Here is a 12,663-nt window from a genome sequence, read left to right as displayed (position 1 = left end):
TCGTTATTTAAGATATTTAGTTACATATTGCGGTCTAAATCCACTATCTAAATAGATTCTTAGCTGCTGTGGCTCTTGCGATTCCCTTGCCGCGCAGCAAATCCTCTCTGCGGAATCCCAATGAAAACTTTTGTCTTCACTTCTCTTATAACGCCATATGGCTGTGACATAATCCATGAACATGTCAAAGTGATTATCCTGTTTTGTAGAGCGCGGCAGCTCGTCCGCGCTCCAGACATCGCATGGAATAATAGCCATGACATCTACAAAGCTTGACAATCCTCGCCTTTGTTTTACATTCGCCTTCTTTATATCAAAAGGAGAACTTTCTAATATATCTGGTTGTTTTATAGAATCATTCAGTAACAGTGTCAGTTGTTCCGTCATGATGCTCACCTTCTAACTGCATTTGCAGTGTTGCAGTGAATCCACGTTCTAATACTGATCCGATAACTGCATTCATCCATAGATGAGTTCCAATCTTCCTTTGCAAAAGTGTTATAATCGTTAGTATTTCTTTTGTAGATAGCGAGACAAATTCACCTAATTTTTCTTGGTTAAATTGCCCACCACGCTTTTCTATGTTTAAAGTAATGTCATTTTCTTTCACATACTGTTCTGCCTTAATTAGATCAAACTGACGAACCTTATCGCGTCCATATTTGGTAATTAACGCTTTTAACATATCTACTAAAACATTGACATCTACCACTTTTAATTTTGTTTCCATCTCACCACGGCAAGATTTACATAACGTTTTTTCGCATCCCTCAATATGCATATTTGTTACATCGGATTCTGGTATTACATCACCGCAAACATCGCACCATTCACTATTGTCAAACAACGCACTGAACATAAATTTCATCTCCCAACCTTTAATTTTTAATCGTTTATATATAACGCACTTATTGCATGGCCGCTAGTGCGTTTATGTGTACTAATGTGTTATAATTGCAAATGTAAATTCTTTCTTAACTACCCATCTCGCAAATGGGTATTTTTTTATACACTTTTTTTGATTTCTTCTACTATCTTCGAACTTCCACTAACCTTTTCTAGATGCTTAGCAACCTTCAAAACTTCATTTCTTTCTTTACTTTTATTTTGTTGATCGTTCTTCTGCTTTTGCATGTACAGATCCATAAGTTCCGATTCAATCGCAACTGCTTCACTAGATTGCTTGTCACATAGTGTTTTTAATTCTTGAGCAGCTGTAAACTCACCAGAATTCATTGCTCTTTCACATTGAGAGAGTAATAACTTACGATTCATCATATATTCCCGAAGCTTCCCCTCTAAGAGTTCAGCTCTTTGTACATGCTCAGGAAGCACTCTGTCCCTTATTCCCAATTACATTCACTTCCCGTTCTTGTTTGCGGTCATCTTCATCGAGTTTTCGCTCGATGAAGATGCCGCCTTTGTATGCTGCTAATGCTAGTAATCCAAGTCCTAAACCAAAGATACAAACGGCATTGGTACTCTCAACTAAGACAATATCCATTACGCAATAATAAATACCTTTTTAGATTCAATTTCCTCTGCTAATTCAGCAGTTAAATACTCTTTAATGTTGTCAATTGCTTCTAGTTTCCATGCGCCACCGTCAGCTTCAAAAAGAGAACATCTTGGACCATCTTTCATACGGAAAACAAAGTTACTTTCTGGCTGTTCTACCTCAATAAATGTTCGGTACGGCTGTAAAGCTACAGGGTTAGGAACTGCTACATCCGCTGCAAGTTGAGTTCCTGCACGTGCTACAACCATTTGTGAGTAACCACTATCACCATAAGATTTAACATTTTCTTCTTTTATATTCCCAACAACTTTTAGCATTACTTCTCGGTCATCATTTAGTACAAAACCCGATTGGAGGCTAATAATAAAATTTTCTACGTCGTGCCAATGGCCAAAATCAAATTCAGGAATAAGCGCTTCTGTTTTTACAAATGTGCTGCGGTTATAGTTCCCATTGATAGCTGTAAAGCAGTTTACTGTAGTAGGGCTTGCAATATGAATCATTAGTTGCTCCTCTACATCAAAATTTGATTTAACATAGTCTACTAGTCCAGATAAATTACGTACTAATAACGCTCTTGCTGTTGGTTCTTCAACAACATGTAATGGCTGCGTTGAAAATGTTTGGCCATCAATTTCTTTCGTTTCTGTGTTTCCTAATTTCACTAAGTACTGAATTGCTTCTTTAATCATTTTTCATTTCCCCTTTACAATTTATTAGTTAGTTTGTTGCTTACGAAAATCTACAACTTGCCTTTCAGTAGGTGCAGGTGTTGTTTGCTGTTCTGCTACTGGAACTTTTTCACCAACATCAGTAGCTACATCACCTTCACGATCAATGTACATTTGACCTGGTATACCAGAAGATAACTCTTGGCCAATAACAGTTCCATCTGAATCGCGACCTATAATAAATGTAGAATCAACATCTTTTGAAGGCGCTAATTTTGAAACAGCTTTTACAGAGCAATCCCATAATTCACGCTTTTTATTCCCCTTAAATGTTAGGGTTAAAGTAATTGACCTAGCTTTTGTAGGGTCTGTGTTAGGATCTACCATGTTTTTTAATACTTTTTGAAACTCTGTATCTAGTTTTTCTGCAACTGCACCTTCTGCCAAACTATTTATATCAATATTCATTTCTAAAACCTCCCTGTAAACTTATGAAACTTTATCCACTTGATATTTAATTGCCATCTCTTTTACAACTGCTAAATAAATTTCAGTTAACCTCTTATCATCATTAATAACATCTATTTTGGAGACTTTATTAATTTCCGATTTCGTTACACCTTTTAAAGCCATATTTTTACGCTTGTTTTGTACACGGATATTTAGATTTGCCTTAGCCCTATTCTCTAAAATGTCATAGCTTTCATTTTTGATCTTGCTATACATTTCATATCCACCTAATTTCAGAGCGATCTTATTTAAAATAGAGTTTGCATCTTTACGCCATTCCGTAGTATCCAACGCTATGATTTGGCTCATATTATCTACACGAGTATTTGTTTTACTTACCTCTGTTTCTAAATGCGAAATCCTTTGTTCTGCCTGTACTAATTGGTTAATCGCTCCTTGTAAAACTTGCAATTCTGTTAAAGGCTTCTGTTGACGAAAACGCCTTTCTACTTCAATAAAGTATTTGCGAATTGCTCGTCCCATTTCATTGTTTTGGACCATCGCTATTTCTTTAGCTACATCTAAGGTGAGCCAAAACTCAACTTTAGGCCTACCATTTGTTTTTTCCGAAACTGGAAAAAAGTCTTCACCCTCAACAAATCCATACTTTTCAATACGTTCTTGCATCCAAGCAGCAAATACTTTCCCTACCATCATTTGTTCATGGAGTTCACGGGCATTTACAAATTTATCACCAAGATCATTCCGGTATACCGGTAGTATTTCATTAGCAACGATTTGTAAATGATTCATAATTTTCACCCCCTTAAAAGTTCCTGATTTCCGAACTGAGTGTTAAAAAAATAAATCGTACAAAGTTCGATTTTTACATTACATATTTTCTACTTCTTCATCTGCTCTCATCAGACTATCTATTGGTGTATCTAGAGCTCTTGCAATGGCAGTTAAAGCACTAACCCCTGGTGATCCTGTACCATTAACATATTCTGAAACCGTTGATGGCGCGCGATTAATTGCAGCAGCCAGCTCCGATTGTTTAATCTTTTTATTTCTAAGCATGGTAGACAATCTCTCGTTGTCAAATTTCATTAATTTCACCTCGCTTATTGTTTACAATTAACATCATACCAAAAAGTTCGGAAAATGTGAACTTTTTTTATTCGGAAATTCCAAACTTTTTTATTGATTATTACAAAAGTTTGCTTAAACCGAACTTTTGTAATACAATATTGTTGTGATTTTATAATTAGAATGGTGAATTAAGAGACTTTTATATAAAAGGGTGAAGTACTTATGCGTGGAGATAGGGTGAAATACGTTCGAAAAATGAGGGGTTGGACGCAAGAACAGTTAGGGGCAGCGGTTAACTTAAAAAAATCGACTATATCCGGTATTGAAAACAATAAAGAAAATCGAAGTGAAAAAGATGTTTCTAAGTTTGCAGAAGCACTTGGATGTACTCCTGATTACTTGCTTGGTTTCTCTGATGATCCTCGACTAGACAGCGGACAACATAAACGATTGAGAAAAAAATTCGACGAGTTATTTCAAGAACTTCAAGATAAACCTGAACATGAACAAGAAATGTATTTAAGAATGTTTGAAGCAGCTCTTGGTATCGACAAAAAATAGAACACGATTGTTAGTAGACACTAACAATCGTGTTTTTTATTATTCTTAATTGCATTTTCTATAGTAACAAATTGTTTTTTTACATCCTCATTCTCATTCATTTCCCCTTGCACTAGTAAATCCCATAATCTATTTGCTAAATGTCCTCTTGAATTATTTGACAATTCAATTTTTTTAACGTTTAAAACTGCTACATTCATTACTAATTCCCCCTACATCCTCTTTATTTTATATGCACCGTTTAAATTGGAAAGTTTTTATCGTTTTTTATATTAATTCATCGAAAAAGTTTCCACTCTCTATAAAGCAGAAATGACACTATCGAATACGATAGTGTCATTTCTAATATTATTATTTATAAAAATCAACCGCCACCTGGATTTGGGTCCATATACATTACTGGCGCGTCTACATGTTTAATTTTATCTTGCTTTGTAGCTGGTGCAAATGTAAAAGTAGCAGCTGCCGCAATTGTCAAAATAACTTTAAATACCTTGGACTTCAAACGTTTCACCGCCTCTTACTTATATAATTTAATTATAACATTTTAGTGCGTTGATGGGTAGAGAAATATAGAAAAAATCACCTGATTTAGAAAAACTTTCTACAGACATTTCTAGATATCTTTTCCCTTTTTCTCCTCCAACTGCAAGGCCCATATAATACAACTGAAAACTACTAAGATAACCATTTTGTTTTTTAAGACCTCTAAGGATTTCTATAGCTTCTTCTTTTTTCCCTATTCTTATATAAAAAAACGCAAGTTCTGCTAAATCAAGTTTTGTACGATCAATTGAATCTAATTCCTTACCATGATATATTTTCAAGAATAGTAAGACGTTTAATATTTTATTTCTTCTTTTTTCTAATTTTTTATTAACTGGAACACCAATGAGTTCAAGTGCTTTACAGATGTAGTTTTTCGCTATTTCGTAATCACTTAGCGCATAACTTTCACCTAACTTACAATATGCAATTGCCTTGGTACTCATATAGTAGTTAAAAGGGTCATTTAAAATTTCAAAACAAATTTCTCTGGCTTTGTTCACATCTCCATTGTTATGTAGATGAATAGAAGCCTGCATTTCTTTTACACGTAACAAAAAAGAATTTCGGTTTGTATGTTTCGGAACATTTTTAATTCGAGGTAATACGCTTTCGATATATTCGTTAACCTTCTCGTAATTACTGAAATCTAAATATGAATACATCGCACTGAAATCCGAAACAATCATTAAATCGTTTTCTGCATTTTTTTGTACTTCTCTTTTCTTTTGAACTTCATTTAAAAAATCCCTTGTAGTAATGGTTCCTTCACTTCTTTTTCTAAAAAGTTTATAATACTCAGCGATTTTCACATTAGTACGTACAGTTGGTGAATCGCCATTTTTTGTTTGTGATTTCAATATTTGTTCAATTACTAATTCTTGAAGTTCATATTCCCCAAACATATCTAAAACTTCTAACGCCAGTTTTAAATTTTTATGAGATAGTCTTGGTATATATTCTTTAATGCAATTCCTTCTAAACTCTACATCCTTAGGTTTATATAATCTAAGAGCGTCAACTAAGTGCATAAAATCAAATTTATCTTGTTTTTTAAAATAACTATTTACTGTTGTATGCGTTACTTTAAATCTTGTTGCCAATTTTCGATTCGTATACCCATTTGATTTTAAACTTTCTTGCATGTCACTCAAATCTAATAAAGTTCGCACAATCTTTGTCCTCCTTATGGACAAAAAGACACGTAACCCCATTTTATTACATATAAAGGAAAACGCGCCACTTTCAATCTAAGTTGTGTTATAATTATGTAAGAGATCCGCGACAATGTTCCCTAGGCACTTAGGGGCAGTGTAAGAGTGTTTGCCGCACTACCTACACCGTGGGTCTTTTTTACGTCCGTTTTTTATTGTTTTCATAATACCACAAATTTTCCAAAATTCTGTCGAAAAGTTATCTGAAAACTATTGAGAAAGTTAGGAAACCGCTGTACAACAACGTTTCTTGTATTAAACAGAATGAAATATGCAATTATGCATTTCGATGTTTTTCGAACCCATATCAATATTTTACCACAAGTACGAACTTTTGTTCTACACGTTTTATTAATGTTGTTTTTTAAAACATTTATTTTGTATTTGTTTAATTTATAATCGTTTTATCTAAATATATATAATACTTTGCCCATTTTCGATTATAATTGTCGAAGATTAAAAAGGGCGGTGTAACCATTGCTAGGAGAACAATTAATACACTTGCGTAAAAAACAAGGATTAACACAAAACGATATTGCTCATCGTTTGAATGTCGCTCGTTCTACCTATACGAATTGGGAAGCTGGACGAGCTGAACCTGACCTTAAAACACTAATAGAAATAGCCAATATTTACAATGTTTCATTAGATAATTTAGTTGGCAGAGAATATCGCATGCCACCTCAATTTGAAGTTATTTTAGATCAAATATCCGTTTTAGACACGGAACCTAAAAAGAAAGCATTGAATCTTTTGGTCGAGTACACTTACTTAGTTAAAAAGTATTTTATGTAGGCATCACACTCCAAATTTTCACGTATAAACATCTTTGTACATTAAGATAATATGAATCTATCATTAAGATTCTAAAACGAAATACGAAGCGTTGCAGCGCTTTATATTTCACATTAAAGATATTGTATTTGAATTTATAATATAAGAAAACTTTTCCAAAATAAAGAGGTAAAATTTTACATATTTTTACCAATTTAACCAACGAGAGCTTCTACTCTCGTTTTTATTTTTGTTCGACAAGTTTCGACGTCTATTGAATAATATCATCTGCTATTATGGTACATGTGAATTAAATGAAAATTGAGGTGTAAATATGGGATTATTCAGCTCTAAAAATCCAAAAACAATAACTGAAAACAATTTTTCATGGAAAGATAATGTAATAGAGGTTACTAATGATGGCTATTTACAAAGTAGCGGTTTAATTAATATGGTACGTATTCCATTGCGTCATATTGAAACTGTTACCTATTTCATCAACACTCTTAAGCCATCTATAAATGTCGATCTACATATAATCGGCAAAGGAGTTGTATTAGGTACCTTGACTGTCGGTATTGATTTAAAAGACGAAATTCAAGATTGGTTATTAGATAAAATAGAAAAATAATTAACTAATAGGTTGTGGATAACCGTAATTATCCACAAAAAAGACCGTCATTTATCTGACGGTCTTCTCTTTTGCTCTTCTTTTTTCTACAAAGTTCTGCTATCATAAAGTGGTAGATATATAAATTGCAAATGTAAATTTTTTATATAAATTTTAAAAAAACAAATAGAAAAACCCCGACGAAATTTTCAAAGGTTGATGTAAGTTTGGCCGCCTACTAAACCGATGAAAATTAGAAACTGGAGATCGAGGTTTGTATTAACATATTTAAAGTTATATCGCTAGGTCTATGATAGCATATACTTTAGAAAATGTGAACTACAATCCTCTATTTTCCTATACCCATTTTTGGGCGGGGTGGAAATTGGAGGATTTTTTGTTATGACTCAAAGTAATAAAGAACGACGTATTAATGGTATGAAAGCAAGTACAGATTTATATTTTCAATTATTCCAGTACTTATTTTATGAACCAAAATATAGAAAGCTAAGCAACAATGCTCGCGTCTTATATTCTATCTTGCGTGATCGATACAAACTTTCAGTACAAACTTCGCAAGTAAAAGATACTTTTATCGATGAAGACGGAAATATTTTCTGTATTCTAGATAACACTGAACTTAGTTATCTATTAACAGTATCAGAACCAACAGCAATTAAAGCGAAAAAAGAATTACATGCAGCTGCCCTACTTGAAGAAGTATCTGTAAAAGACGAAGCCAACCGTTTATATGTACTAGAACCGGAATTAACAACAGATAACTGGACGTATATGTCTGAATTAGATGAGTTACGTAAGCAGAAAAAAGAAAAGAAAAATGAGCGTGTTAAAAAATTAAAAGAAAAGAAAAGAGCTGAAAAAGCTCAAAAGAAAGACGACGAATCTCAACCATCTATTGGTGACTTAAATAACTTTAGTCACCAGGAAAATGAGGATTCTGCAAAAAATGGTGACTTAAATAACTTTAGTCACGTGACTAAAGATTCTTTAGAGAATACAAAAGTATTTAATATACAGAACGATTTTACTTACTTTAGTAAGTATGTAGGTAAGAGTATCCCTGATCTCATTATTGATTTTTATAATCAATATTTCAAAACAACTAAGTACGCAAAAATTGAATTAACTAAAATGTGTGAAGAAGAAAATGCAGTATTAGTATTTGAATCGATTAAACGCGCTATTGATGGTGAAGCCGATAAACCTATTGCATACATAAAGAAAACAATTACTAATTGGAATGCTGCCAATTGCGATACATTTGAGGATATTCAAATGTACGAAGAAAAACATCGTAATAACAAAAAACAGATTAAAGCTAAAGGTAACTATAATCCTAAAAATAAAACGGTACGTAAAGAAATGGTTCCAGAATGGGTTGGTGAAGAAGAAAGTACAACATCAACCAGAGCGGAAAATGGACAAGCATCTGAAGACGAGCGTAAACGTTTAGAGGACGTATTAAAGAAATATAAAAGAGCTTAATATCATATAGGGGATGAATACGTATGCCAAGAAAATTCAAGTTTACTGAAGAAGAACAATTACGATTTGATCATTTTGTTACGACAGATGAATTTGCAGAAGTATTAGCTATCGCCTGGAGATACGGTTCCAAACGAAATGACAGTTTTTCAATAAGAAGTCAAAGAAAATGGATTGTTACTCGTTTTTCAGAGTTGGTTGAAAGAAGTTGGTCTATAAGATATTGCGAATATGGAGGCGATGAACCTTATTGGGAAGGAGCAGTATGCTTAAATCACCCTTTAGTGAACATGCTAGTTGAAATGGGATGGTCCCAAGTTACTAAAGAGGAGCGTTCTTTTCCGATAGGCGATTTTAATGAAATAGTGTTCGTAAAGACTTTTATTCTACTATTGCACGATTTAGGAACAATTCGAGAAAAAAGAAAAGGTAGAATGATAGTCCGTCCGCGATTACGAATTCATGGATCAGTTGATGTATTAAACAATATTGGTCGGGTCCTCCACAATGAATTAAATGTTGGATTTAAAAAATTGCAAAGTGACCAAAAGGTTCCAAGAGCAAAGACAGTTTATTTTCAATCTAAATTTGAAATACCCAAGATTTTAGAATTTGTTGGAGCAGCGGAATCGTTAGATAAATTTAATTCGCTTGATTTAGGATCTAGAGAATTAATGACAGTGTAAAATTTCACACACCGTACTATTTTTATATATTTCAAAACTCAGTATATAAGGGATTTCAGCGAATTTTAGGGAGGACAAGCCTATAGATTCCCTGCTTTGTAACATTCATTTTTATAGATTTTGCGAGGTTATTGCGAAGACTAACGACCTCGCAATGCATTATCCAATGACTAATCAATGATTAACCAATGATATTTTTGTTGTTTTTGGTATATTTCATTGAATTTAGGCGTAAACATCTGTTAGAATCAAAATTACCAATGACTAATCAATGGTTATGAAAGGGGAATATATATGTTATTAGGAAATCCATATGCGATTGACTTAGGAAATGGCTTTACAAAGCGTGCTTCAAGGAAAAATAAATCACTAGAGGCAGATGTTATTACAGAATTATCTGTGTTGGCTCCTGTAGACGACTACTACAATGAAGCTAGTTTCACGAAAATTGAACTAACAAACACTGACTTCCCATACTACATAGGAGAAGAAGCTAGAAAATCGAAGCTTCCATTAATCCGTGCTCTTGGAGAGAATAAAGCGAAACGTTATGAAGATCCAACGTTTAAGAAACAACTATTCGGATTCATTGCAAAAGACTTTAAAAAGAACGTAACTATTCCATTACTTGTTACAGGTCTTCCAGTATCACACTTTGGTAATCAACGTGAATCGATTCAAAAAGTAGCTATGGAAGAAACTGCAGTAAAAGTAAATGGCCAGTTAATCACAATTAAAGTGAAACAATGCTTAGTTATTCCGCAACCCGTCGGCACTCAGTATTACTTAGTGAAGAAAGAAATTATTAATAAAGAAGATCGTATTCTTATTATCGATGGTGGTTTTGGTACATTTGACGTTACTGATATGTCTGGTAATGCTGTTATTGATCGTCTAGGAACTGAATTAGGCTGTGAGAAAGCGTTCATGGCTATTGAGCAAATCGTTCGTGATAACATTGGCGAAACTCCTGATTTAAGCGTCTCTAACATGCACTACATCTTAGAGAATGGCTATAAGTACAATGGCTCTCTATACGACTTATACACTCATAAAGATGTAGCGGAAAAAGTAAGCGATGTATTACAAACCCATTACGATGCAGCATTACGTGAAGTTTCTCAAAAGTTCAACTTAGCTGTATACGATAAAATCGTCTGGACTGGTGGAATGGCTGCTCTTCATAAAAAGCGTATTGAAAAGAAAAAAGAGCAATTCCCTACATTTGCGGTTCTAGAAAATGGTCAAGAAGCTAACCTATTAGGATACTACTATTTAGGATGTGATGTTTTTGACAAACTTACAAAAGAAAAAGCTGCAAATTGAGCTTAACCCTAACAACGATAAGGTTCTTTATAACTTTGTAACTCGATTAGAGGAACAGGGAAAAGGCCAAAAAGGTTACGTAAATAAGCAGATTAAAAAGAGATTAGAAATGTACCAAGTACTTGCTGAAGTTGCAGGAGAAGAAGATCCACTTCAATTAGTTAAGAAGTTACTAATCAATATAAATACTCATGGCATACAGAACGATGAAGGAGTAGAAGAAAAACCTTCTGAAAATGCTGTTGATAATGCTATGGATTTGATTAATAACATCAATAATGGTACCTGGTAAATAATTATTTAAAGAAAATACCACTCCTCCCTCTCTCTCAACGCTTTTTCATGGAATGATGGAATTTTGGAAAAGTGGCCCTGAGATAAAAGAGAGGGAAGGGGTGATTTTTCGAAAGAGGGGAGCTACATGAGTGTAATCAACCCTATGTTTGAACCTCGAAAACAATCTACTACAATAACAAACCAACAACCTCGTAAAACTCGATCAGATAAAAAGAAAGATATAAAAATTCCAGTAAATGAAATTCAACGACAGTTAATAAGATCCTCAGCCTTTAAAGAAGGAATAACCACTACACAATATATGTCCAAATTAATCACACAACATCTCAGAATCGATTATATAAGCCGAATTCATGCGTATGAATATAAAGACACCAAAAAGTACATTCACGCGAAATTGGAGCAAAAAACGCACTCTCAGCTTGTCCAATTAGCTATTGAGTGGGGAGTGTCACAACGAGCAGCTGCAACACGTATCCTTTGTTTTGCATTACGCACAATGTGAGGTGACAGCATGTATAGTAAATACGACGTTATGACTAAAGAAATACAACTTATGAGCGCTAACAGTTGGTGGGAACGAACGAAAATTGAATGGACCTTAAAAGAGAAATACCGATTTGAAGTAAAGATGCTCAAGATTTACTTATTCCGGATGAATATTATCATTGAAGATATGGAAGAGGAAGATTACGAGTGTACGGCAAGTGATCTAGCTGAGATACTTGTCGAGGACTTCCTTGAGCATATACGCTCTAAAAATAGTATGGAGCAACTGTATCAAATCTTAGAGAGTAAGAAACACTATACGGATTTTAATTTGGATTTTAATGAAAATGATGATCGATACGGTACACTTTCTGTAAAAATTGATAGACGGACATTGAGACGAATTGAAGTGTTTTTTTCAGATATGGCTCATACCTTCCCTATGCACGGATATACAGCGGATAAACTAATTAACATTTTAATGTGTGATTATATGAAGCATTACGCTGCAGAGCCTGGAAAGAAGTTATCTTTGTTAAAACGGAGATTTTCATAATGTTTAAGATTCCTATTTTCGGGATGTTTAAAAAATGAAATCTTTGACCACTCTTGTACTAAGAACTTAAAACAGGAGTGATTACAGTGAAGTGGCTTATTTCTGGTAAAGGGAGAAAATCGAAGCTCTCCAATTTTCTGGAGAAAAACAAAATTACTCAACAGGAATTAGCAGAAAGAAGCGGAGTAAGTAAATCAACTATTAGTCGTGTATGCCAGGGAGATAAATTTTCCCCAACTATGAAGAACGCACAAAAGATTATAAAAGCATTAAAGAAATTAACTAACAAAGATGTACATTATGATGACTTTTGGATGTAAAAAAAGGGTGCGCCCAAACTTGGACGCACCCTTTTAAGTTTACTTT

The 12,663-nt window shown here is 33.8% G+C and carries 20 protein-coding genes; 10 read left to right on the top strand and 10 right to left on the bottom strand.

Annotated features, from left to right (window positions below):
• Nucleotides 1–3: 3 nt before the first annotated feature.
• From JFU02_RS01425 to JFU02_RS01395, 7 genes are all read right to left on the bottom strand, one after another.
• Nucleotides 4–387: a hypothetical protein gene (locus tag JFU02_RS01425; RefSeq protein ID WP_063220748.1), complete on the bottom strand. Its 384-nt coding sequence runs from the start codon at nt 385–387 to the stop codon at nt 4–6.
• Nucleotides 356–859 (bottom strand): hypothetical protein, encoded by a 504-nt coding sequence (locus JFU02_RS01420; protein WP_201069460.1) that lies wholly within the window; start codon nt 857–859, stop codon nt 356–358. Before JFU02_RS01420 ends, JFU02_RS01425 begins: the two co-directional genes overlap by 32 nt.
• 146 nt (nt 860–1,005) lie before the next feature.
• Nucleotides 1,006–1,278 carry a hypothetical protein gene (locus tag JFU02_RS01415; RefSeq protein WP_481748746.1) on the bottom strand — a complete coding sequence of 91 codons (273 nt, stop codon included), beginning with the start codon at nt 1,276–1,278 and terminating at the stop codon, nt 1,006–1,008.
• Between the two features lie 225 nt (nt 1,279–1,503).
• Nucleotides 1,504–2,211 carry a hypothetical protein gene (locus tag JFU02_RS01410; RefSeq protein WP_201069459.1) on the bottom strand — a complete coding sequence of 236 codons (708 nt, stop codon included), beginning with the start codon at nt 2,209–2,211 and terminating at the stop codon, nt 1,504–1,506.
• A 24-nt stretch (nt 2,212–2,235) separates the two neighbouring features.
• Complete coding sequence (locus JFU02_RS01405; RefSeq protein ID WP_201069458.1) at nt 2,236–2,658, bottom strand: replication terminator protein; 423 nt, start codon at nt 2,656–2,658, stop codon at nt 2,236–2,238.
• 21 nt (nt 2,659–2,679) lie between these two features.
• Nucleotides 2,680–3,453: an antA/AntB antirepressor family protein gene (locus tag JFU02_RS01400; protein ID WP_207193662.1), complete on the bottom strand. Its 774-nt coding sequence runs from the start codon at nt 3,451–3,453 to the stop codon at nt 2,680–2,682.
• Between the two features lie 78 nt (nt 3,454–3,531).
• The gene (locus tag JFU02_RS01395) at nt 3,532–3,720 is read right to left on the bottom strand and encodes a helix-turn-helix domain-containing protein (RefSeq protein WP_242488008.1); all 189 of its coding nucleotides are present in this window, start codon (nt 3,718–3,720) and stop codon (nt 3,532–3,534) included.
• A gap of 234 nt (nt 3,721–3,954) precedes the next feature.
• Between JFU02_RS01395 and JFU02_RS01390 the strand changes: the two genes are divergently transcribed.
• Nucleotides 3,955–4,293 carry a helix-turn-helix domain-containing protein gene (locus JFU02_RS01390; protein WP_073519175.1) on the top strand — a complete coding sequence of 113 codons (339 nt, stop codon included), beginning with the start codon at nt 3,955–3,957 and terminating at the stop codon, nt 4,291–4,293.
• 20 nt (nt 4,294–4,313) lie between these two features.
• Here JFU02_RS01390 and JFU02_RS01385 read toward each other — a convergent pair whose 3' ends face one another.
• The 3 genes from JFU02_RS01385 to JFU02_RS01375 all read right to left on the bottom strand — a co-directional run bounded on the left by JFU02_RS01385 (nt 4,314) and on the right by JFU02_RS01375 (nt 6,011).
• On the bottom strand, nt 4,314–4,493 hold the full coding sequence (locus tag JFU02_RS01385) for a hypothetical protein (RefSeq protein ID WP_201069456.1): 180 nt from the start codon (nt 4,491–4,493) through the stop codon (nt 4,314–4,316).
• 164 nt (nt 4,494–4,657) lie between these two features.
• A complete protein-coding gene (locus JFU02_RS01380; protein ID WP_201069491.1) occupies nt 4,658–4,798 on the bottom strand; it encodes a hypothetical protein in 141 nt (46 codons plus the stop codon).
• A gap of 28 nt (nt 4,799–4,826) precedes the next feature.
• Nucleotides 4,827–6,011 (bottom strand): AimR family lysis-lysogeny pheromone receptor, encoded by a 1,185-nt coding sequence (locus tag JFU02_RS01375; RefSeq protein WP_201069455.1) that lies wholly within the window; start codon nt 6,009–6,011, stop codon nt 4,827–4,829.
• 519 nt (nt 6,012–6,530) lie between these two features.
• Between JFU02_RS01375 and JFU02_RS01370 the strand changes: the two genes are divergently transcribed.
• The 9 genes from JFU02_RS01370 to JFU02_RS01330 all read left to right on the top strand — a co-directional run bounded on the left by JFU02_RS01370 (nt 6,531) and on the right by JFU02_RS01330 (nt 12,617).
• Nucleotides 6,531–6,848, top strand: a complete 318-nt coding sequence (locus JFU02_RS01370; RefSeq protein ID WP_201069454.1) for a helix-turn-helix domain-containing protein — start codon at nt 6,531–6,533, stop codon at nt 6,846–6,848.
• A 313-nt stretch (nt 6,849–7,161) separates the two neighbouring features.
• A complete protein-coding gene (locus tag JFU02_RS01365) occupies nt 7,162–7,458 on the top strand; it encodes a hypothetical protein (RefSeq protein ID WP_201069453.1) in 297 nt (98 codons plus the stop codon).
• A 381-nt stretch (nt 7,459–7,839) separates the two neighbouring features.
• Complete coding sequence (locus JFU02_RS01360) at nt 7,840–8,943, top strand: replication initiator protein A (RefSeq protein WP_201069452.1); 1,104 nt, start codon at nt 7,840–7,842, stop codon at nt 8,941–8,943.
• Between the two features lie 23 nt (nt 8,944–8,966).
• Nucleotides 8,967–9,629: a hypothetical protein gene (locus tag JFU02_RS01355; RefSeq protein WP_167316845.1), complete on the top strand. Its 663-nt coding sequence runs from the start codon at nt 8,967–8,969 to the stop codon at nt 9,627–9,629.
• A gap of 294 nt (nt 9,630–9,923) precedes the next feature.
• Entirely contained in the window at nt 9,924–10,955 is a 1,032-nt protein-coding gene (locus JFU02_RS01350; protein ID WP_201069451.1) for a ParM/StbA family protein, read from the top strand.
• The gene (locus tag JFU02_RS01345) at nt 10,915–11,247 is read left to right on the top strand and encodes a peptidylprolyl isomerase (protein WP_201069450.1); all 333 of its coding nucleotides are present in this window, start codon (nt 10,915–10,917) and stop codon (nt 11,245–11,247) included. The genes JFU02_RS01350 and JFU02_RS01345 overlap by 41 nt, the downstream gene beginning before the upstream one ends.
• Nucleotides 11,248–11,376: 129 nt before the next feature.
• Nucleotides 11,377–11,757: a hypothetical protein gene (locus JFU02_RS01340; RefSeq protein ID WP_201069449.1), complete on the top strand. Its 381-nt coding sequence runs from the start codon at nt 11,377–11,379 to the stop codon at nt 11,755–11,757.
• Between the two features lie 9 nt (nt 11,758–11,766).
• On the top strand, nt 11,767–12,297 hold the full coding sequence (locus JFU02_RS01335) for a hypothetical protein (RefSeq protein WP_201069448.1): 531 nt from the start codon (nt 11,767–11,769) through the stop codon (nt 12,295–12,297).
• A gap of 86 nt (nt 12,298–12,383) precedes the next feature.
• Complete coding sequence (locus tag JFU02_RS01330; protein ID WP_000871592.1) at nt 12,384–12,617, top strand: helix-turn-helix transcriptional regulator; 234 nt, start codon at nt 12,384–12,386, stop codon at nt 12,615–12,617.
• The last annotated feature ends 46 nt before the right edge of the window (nt 12,618–12,663 follow it).

The sequence above is a fragment of the Bacillus sp. TH13 genome (genome assembly GCF_016651175.1).
GTDB lineage: Bacteria > Bacillota > Bacilli > Bacillales > Bacillaceae_G > Bacillus_A > Bacillus_A thuringiensis_S.
Note: the sequence above shows the minus strand (reverse complement) of the source record. Positions and strands in the feature narration are given on the sequence as shown.

Excerpts from the sequence above, each read along its gene's own strand:
- JFU02_RS01355 (WP_167316845.1), top strand. The coding sequence starts at position 8,967 with ATGCCAAGAAAATTCAAGTTTACTGAAGAAGAACAATTACGATTTGAT.
- JFU02_RS01350 (WP_201069451.1), top strand. The coding sequence starts at position 9,924 with ATGTTATTAGGAAATCCATATGCGATTGACTTAGGAAATGGCTTTACA.
- JFU02_RS01390 (WP_073519175.1), top strand. The coding sequence starts at position 3,955 with ATGCGTGGAGATAGGGTGAAATACGTTCGAAAAATGAGGGGTTGGACG.
- JFU02_RS01360 (WP_201069452.1), top strand. The coding sequence starts at position 7,840 with ATGACTCAAAGTAATAAAGAACGACGTATTAATGGTATGAAAGCAAGT.
- JFU02_RS01415 (WP_481748746.1), bottom strand. The coding sequence starts at position 1,278 with ATGATGAATCGTAAGTTATTACTCTCTCAATGTGAAAGAGCAATGAAT.
- JFU02_RS01340 (WP_201069449.1), top strand. The coding sequence starts at position 11,377 with ATGAGTGTAATCAACCCTATGTTTGAACCTCGAAAACAATCTACTACA.
- JFU02_RS01425 (WP_063220748.1), bottom strand. The coding sequence starts at position 387 with ATGACGGAACAACTGACACTGTTACTGAATGATTCTATAAAACAACCA.
- JFU02_RS01345 (WP_201069450.1), top strand. The coding sequence starts at position 10,915 with ATGTTTTTGACAAACTTACAAAAGAAAAAGCTGCAAATTGAGCTTAAC.
- JFU02_RS01335 (WP_201069448.1), top strand. The coding sequence starts at position 11,767 with ATGTATAGTAAATACGACGTTATGACTAAAGAAATACAACTTATGAGC.
- JFU02_RS01410 (WP_201069459.1), bottom strand. The coding sequence starts at position 2,211 with ATGATTAAAGAAGCAATTCAGTACTTAGTGAAATTAGGAAACACAGAA.
- JFU02_RS01405 (WP_201069458.1), bottom strand. The coding sequence starts at position 2,658 with ATGAATATTGATATAAATAGTTTGGCAGAAGGTGCAGTTGCAGAAAAA.
- JFU02_RS01395 (WP_242488008.1), bottom strand. The coding sequence starts at position 3,720 with ATGCTTAGAAATAAAAAGATTAAACAATCGGAGCTGGCTGCTGCAATT.
- JFU02_RS01400 (WP_207193662.1), bottom strand. The coding sequence starts at position 3,453 with ATGAATCATTTACAAATCGTTGCTAATGAAATACTACCGGTATACCGG.
- JFU02_RS01365 (WP_201069453.1), top strand. The coding sequence starts at position 7,162 with ATGGGATTATTCAGCTCTAAAAATCCAAAAACAATAACTGAAAACAAT.
- JFU02_RS01420 (WP_201069460.1), bottom strand. The coding sequence starts at position 859 with ATGTTCAGTGCGTTGTTTGACAATAGTGAATGGTGCGATGTTTGCGGT.
- JFU02_RS01385 (WP_201069456.1), bottom strand. The coding sequence starts at position 4,493 with ATGAATGTAGCAGTTTTAAACGTTAAAAAAATTGAATTGTCAAATAAT.